Origin of the sequence: Salinicola peritrichatus, from assembly GCF_003206715.1 — a bacterium.
In the GTDB taxonomy this organism is placed as follows: Bacteria; Pseudomonadota; Gammaproteobacteria; order Pseudomonadales; family Halomonadaceae; genus Salinicola; species Salinicola peritrichatus.
Map to the genome: position 1 here is coordinate 1 of NZ_PZJU01000037.1, position 4,605 is coordinate 4,605.

The following is a 4,605-nucleotide window of genomic DNA, read 5'->3' on the forward strand; positions in this document are numbered from 1 at the left end:
GACCACCTCACGGTGGCCTGATCCTGCTCGGCTTTCTGCTGGCGTGGCTGCCGGCCGCTACCGCGATCGCCGTGCACGGGGTGATCCAGCTCTCTGCCAACGCCTCGCGGGCCTGGCTATCGCGCCGTTTCATCGACTGGCGCATCGTCGGCTCGATCGCCGTGGGCGTGGCCATCGCCGCCTCGTTACTGGCGTTGGTTCGCTACTCGCCGAGCGAGACCGTGGTGCTGATCGTGTTGGGGCTGATGCCGGTGATGGTGTGGATTCCCAAGCGCTGGTTCCACTTCGATGTGTCGCGCCCTTGGCATGCGGTGGCCTGCGGCATCGTCTCCGGCGGTCTGACCATCGCCGTCGGCGTCTCGGGGCCGACCATCGACATCGGCTTCATCCGCACCCAGCTCGATCGGCGTACCGTGGTGGCGACCAAGGCCACCATCCAGGTGATCGCCCACACGCTCAAGATCCTGTTCTACTGGCAGGCGGCTTTGGCCATGAGCGGCGGGCAGTGGGGCTGGGTCTTGCTGGGCATCCCGTTCGCCTTTCTCGGCACCCGCAGCGGCAATCTGATTCTGACCCGGCTGACCGATTCAGGCTTTCGCTACTGGACGCGCTGGATTGTCACCGTCGTCGGCGCCTACTACTTGATACGAGGCCTGATCGGCCTGCTGTCGTGACGACCTTCAACCCCGTGACGGGCTGACGCCGAAATATCGCTTGTACTCGCGGCTGAACTGGGAGGTGCTGCGGTAGCCCACTTCGCTGGCCGCGCGGGCGACGTTCATTCGCTGCTGGCCGAGCAGGGCGCGGGCCTTGAGCAGCCGCAGGCGCTTGAGATACTGCAGCGGCGACTGTTGCGTGGTGCGCTTGAAATGATGGTGAAAGTGCGAGGCGCTCATGTTGGCCCGTGCCGCCAGCGTTTCCACCGTCAGCGCGGTGGCGAAATGGCGGTGCAGATACTCCAATGCATCGACGATGCGGGCGTATTGCCCCTGGCGTTGCACCAGCTGGCGCAGCGAATCGCCCTGTGGCCCGCGCAGGGCGGCAAACAGGACTTCCCGTACGCGTCCCGGCCCGAGAATACGGCAAGCGCTCGTGTCGTGCAGGCAATCCACCAGGCGCAGCACGCACTCCTCCATCGTTGCATCCAGTTCCACCGCTGCCATCGGTGCCGGTTGGCGTCCATCGTCGACGCCGGCCGGCATCTGCTGGACCAGTTCGCTCAGGGTCAATGGATCGAAGGCGATATTGACGCCGAGCAGCGGTGTGTCCGCGTCCGCGCGCGTCTCGCACTCGAAGGGCAGTGGTAGCGCCTGGACCAGATAGTTGCCGGGCCCGTAATGGATCACTCGCTCGCCCAGGTAGCCGATCTTGTCGCCCTGGGCAATGACGAAGATTCCCGGCTCGTAGATCAGCGGCGTGCGCGAGTGGCCGCAGTGCGAATGGATCAGCTTGACGCCTTCGATCGCGGTATCGCTGAATCCCTCGCCGCTGACCAGTGGCATCAATGCCCGAGCCAATCGGTGAGCCGTGGGTGGCTGCGGCTTGGCGCCGACGCGGCCGCCGGCCGAGGGGGCGCGATCGAGCAGGGATGAGTGGGACGCGGACATGGCTATCTCCCGGCGAATTAGGCTTTGTACGAAAACTGCCTGTACTCGGCCATACGGCGTTCGCTCACCATTTTTTCGTACGAAGTCTAGCGAACGGTCAGCGCATTGTGCATGAAAACGGCGCTTTGTGACCTCTTATCCTGATCATGATCACAGCATCCTGCAAAGCTTCGACAGAAACGGGCATGGCTGCCCAGCGCGGGATGGATCAAACTTTCAGCGTTCTCCAATCGCCGGTTCCGGCCCAGAAAAGGACTCTGTTCATGACTCAAGCTACTGCCACGCCTGCCAAGGGCTATGCGGCTCATAACGCCACCACGCCGCTGGCGCCATGGAATTTCGAGCGCCGTGCGCCGCGCCCGGACGATGTCGCGATCGACATTCTCTACTGCGGCGTATGTCACAGCGACCTGCATTTTTCCCATAACGATTGGGGGAATGGGGTCTATCCGGTGGTGCCTGGCCACGAGATCGTCGGCCGCGTGACGGCGGTGGGCAGCGAGGTCACCCAGTATCGCGAGGGCGATCTGGTCGGCGTCGGCTGCATGGTCGACTCCTGCCGTCATTGTCAGGCCTGCGAGGACGGTCTCGAGCAATACTGCCTCGAAGGCTTCACCATGACCTACGGCAGCCCGGACGAGCACGGTCACGGCGGCGGCCTGACCCAGGGCGGTTATTCCGACTCCATCGTGGTCAGCGAGCGCTTCGTGGTACGCATGCCGGATGGCATCGATCTCAAATCCGCCGCGCCGATCCTGTGCGCCGGGATCACCACCTATTCGCCGCTCAAGCACTATGGCGTCAAGGCCGGGCACAAGGTCGGCGTGATCGGCATGGGCGGTCTCGGCCACATGGGCGTCAAGCTGGCCAAGGCGCTCGGCGCGGAAGTGACCATCTTCACCCGCTCCGAAGCCAAGGTCGCCGAAGCCAAGAAACAGGGCGCGGATCATGTCGTCATTTCCACCGACGCACAGCAGATGGAAGCCGTCGCCGGGCAGTTCGACTTCATGCTCGATACCGTGCCTGTGCAGCACGACATCAACCCCTACCTCAATGCGTTGAAGTACGACGGTACGCACATCCTGGTCGGCCTGCTCGAGCCGCTCGAGCCCGCCGTCGAAGGCTTCAACCTGGTGTTCAAGCGCCGCGTGCTGGCCGGCTCGCTGATCGGCGGCATGCCGGAGACGCAGGAAGTGCTCGACTTCTGCGCCGAGCACGGCATCACTTGCGATGTCGAGATGATCGATATCCAAAACATCAACGAAGCCTGGGAGCGCATGCAGAAGGGCGACGTGAAGTACCGCTTCGTGATCGACATGGCGTCGCTGAAAAACTGAGTCTGGGCTGCGCCCAGAGCTGTAAGCTGTAAGCTTGAAGAAAGGTCAAAAGCGCCTGCCTTGGCAGGTCGGGTTTTGGCTCTTTCGCTTCCGAATGCCAGTGACACTGTCGCTGGCATTTTTGCGTGCTGCCTGGAATTTATTTTCTTACAGCTTATGGCTTCCGGCTCCCGGCGAAGCCGGGCTCAAGACTGAATCCTGACCAATCCTTCCTGCGCGGTCGAGGCGACAAGTCGGCCGTCGCCGTCATAGAAGCTGCCGCGGGCAAAGCCCCGGGCGCTGCCGGCCCACGGGCTTTCCATCACGTAAAGTAGCCAGTCGTCGAGCTTCGGGTCCTGGTGAATCCACAGCGCATGATCGAGACTCGCGATGCGCAGGCGTGGGTCGCCGAACTCGACATCGTGGGCGAGCAGGGTCGTCAACAGCAGGTTGAAGTCGGAACCGTAGGCGAGCAGATAGCGATGCAGGGCCGGATCGTCCGGCAGCGAGCCGCCGCTCAGGCGGAACCAGACCATCCGCGATGGCGGACAGGCGTGGCGCTCCTCGACGGTGATGAATTCCACCGGATGATCGTGAAAACGCTGATGCACGGCCTGGCCCTGGGCGATCAGGACGTCCGGCGTCGGCACCTCGGGCGCCGTTGGTTGATGATGGAGTCCGTGTTCGCGGCCCTGGAACGAAGCGCTGCAGAAGAAGATCGGCTGCCCCTTCTGGATGGCGGTGACGCGACGGGTGGTGAAGCTGCCGCCGTCGCGAACCCGATCCACCGAATAGATCACCGGCAGTTGGGCATCGCCGCGGCGCAGAAAATAGCCGTGGAGCGAATGCAGATAGCGGTCTTCCGGCACCGTGCGGGTGGCGGCCGCCGCCGCCTGGCCTAGCGCCTGGCCGCCGAACAGCTGCGGCAGCCCGAGATCCTGGCTTTGTCCGCGAAAGAGATTCTCTTCGAGTGCCTCGAGGCCGAGCAATCGTACGAGATCATCCAGGGCTTGAGTCATTCGGGTATCCTTGTGAAGGGGTGGCGCGTACGCAACGTCATCGTCAGAGTATCGTGCCAATCGCTGCCGCCGTCATCCCATGCCGGCGCGCCTGGCCGCAACGCCGCAATTCGATTCGAGAGCCGAACGTTTCATGATCCGCAGCGATGAATTCTATATGCACCGAGCACTGGAACAGGCGAAGCTGGCGCTCGCCGCCGGTGAGGTACCGATCGGCGCGGTGGTCATCGATGCCGACGGCGAGGTGATCGGGCACGGCTACAATCGGCCGATCGCCACCCACGACCCGACCGCGCATGCGGAAGTGCAGGCGCTGCGCGAAGCCGCCGCCCGGCGTGCCAATTACCGCCTGGAAGGCTGTTCGCTGTTCGTCACGCTCGAGCCTTGCCTGATGTGTACCGGCGCGCTGATTCACGCGCGTATCCGGCGGCTCGTCTATGCCGTTGCCGAACCCAAGGGTGGCATGGCCGAGTCCCGCGCCAACCTGTTCGCGCAACCCTGGTTCAATCATCGTGTTGCTGTGGATAGCGGTGTGTTGGCGGCGCCGGCGAAGCGTCTACTGAAGGACTTTTTCCAGCAGCGTCGCTCGGAGCCGTAAGCCATAAGCTAGAAGCTGGAAGAAAAATCAAAAGCAAAACCGTTTGATTTAGGGAAATGCTGAAT

5 protein-coding genes are annotated in these 4,605 nt (G+C 63.1%); 3 read left to right on the forward strand and 2 right to left on the reverse strand.

Annotated elements, in window-relative coordinates:
• Window positions 1-674: sulfite exporter TauE/SafE family protein (locus tag DOM57_RS13940; RefSeq protein ID WP_110649808.1), on the forward strand; the 674-nt coding region annotated here is incomplete at its 5' end.
• 6 nt (window positions 675-680) lie between these two features.
• Here the strand turns inward: DOM57_RS13940 and DOM57_RS13945 are convergent.
• Complete coding sequence (locus DOM57_RS13945; protein WP_110649809.1) at window positions 681-1,607, reverse strand: AraC family transcriptional regulator; 927 nt, start codon at window positions 1,605-1,607, stop codon at window positions 681-683.
• A 263-nt stretch (window positions 1,608-1,870) separates the two neighbouring features.
• Here DOM57_RS13945 and DOM57_RS13950 point away from each other — a divergent pair, with 263 nt between their 5' ends.
• Window positions 1,871-2,944, forward strand: a complete 1,074-nt coding sequence (locus DOM57_RS13950; protein WP_110649810.1) for an NAD(P)-dependent alcohol dehydrogenase — start codon at window positions 1,871-1,873, stop codon at window positions 2,942-2,944.
• A 185-nt stretch (window positions 2,945-3,129) separates the two neighbouring features.
• Here DOM57_RS13950 and DOM57_RS13955 read toward each other — a convergent pair whose 3' ends face one another.
• A complete protein-coding gene (locus DOM57_RS13955; protein WP_110649811.1) occupies window positions 3,130-3,942 on the reverse strand; it encodes an acyl-CoA thioesterase domain-containing protein in 813 nt (270 codons plus the stop codon).
• A gap of 136 nt (window positions 3,943-4,078) precedes the next feature.
• Between DOM57_RS13955 and tadA the strand changes: the two genes are divergently transcribed.
• Window positions 4,079-4,540, forward strand: a complete 462-nt coding sequence (gene tadA / locus DOM57_RS13960) for a tRNA adenosine(34) deaminase TadA (RefSeq protein WP_110649864.1) — start codon at window positions 4,079-4,081, stop codon at window positions 4,538-4,540.
• The last annotated feature ends 65 nt before the right edge of the window (window positions 4,541-4,605 follow it).

Excerpts from the sequence above, each read along its gene's own strand:
- DOM57_RS13955 (WP_110649811.1), bottom strand. The coding sequence starts at position 3,942 with ATGACTCAAGCCCTGGATGATCTCGTACGATTGCTCGGCCTCGAGGCA.
- DOM57_RS13950 (WP_110649810.1), top strand. The coding sequence starts at position 1,871 with ATGACTCAAGCTACTGCCACGCCTGCCAAGGGCTATGCGGCTCATAAC.
- DOM57_RS13945 (WP_110649809.1), bottom strand. The coding sequence starts at position 1,607 with ATGTCCGCGTCCCACTCATCCCTGCTCGATCGCGCCCCCTCGGCCGGC.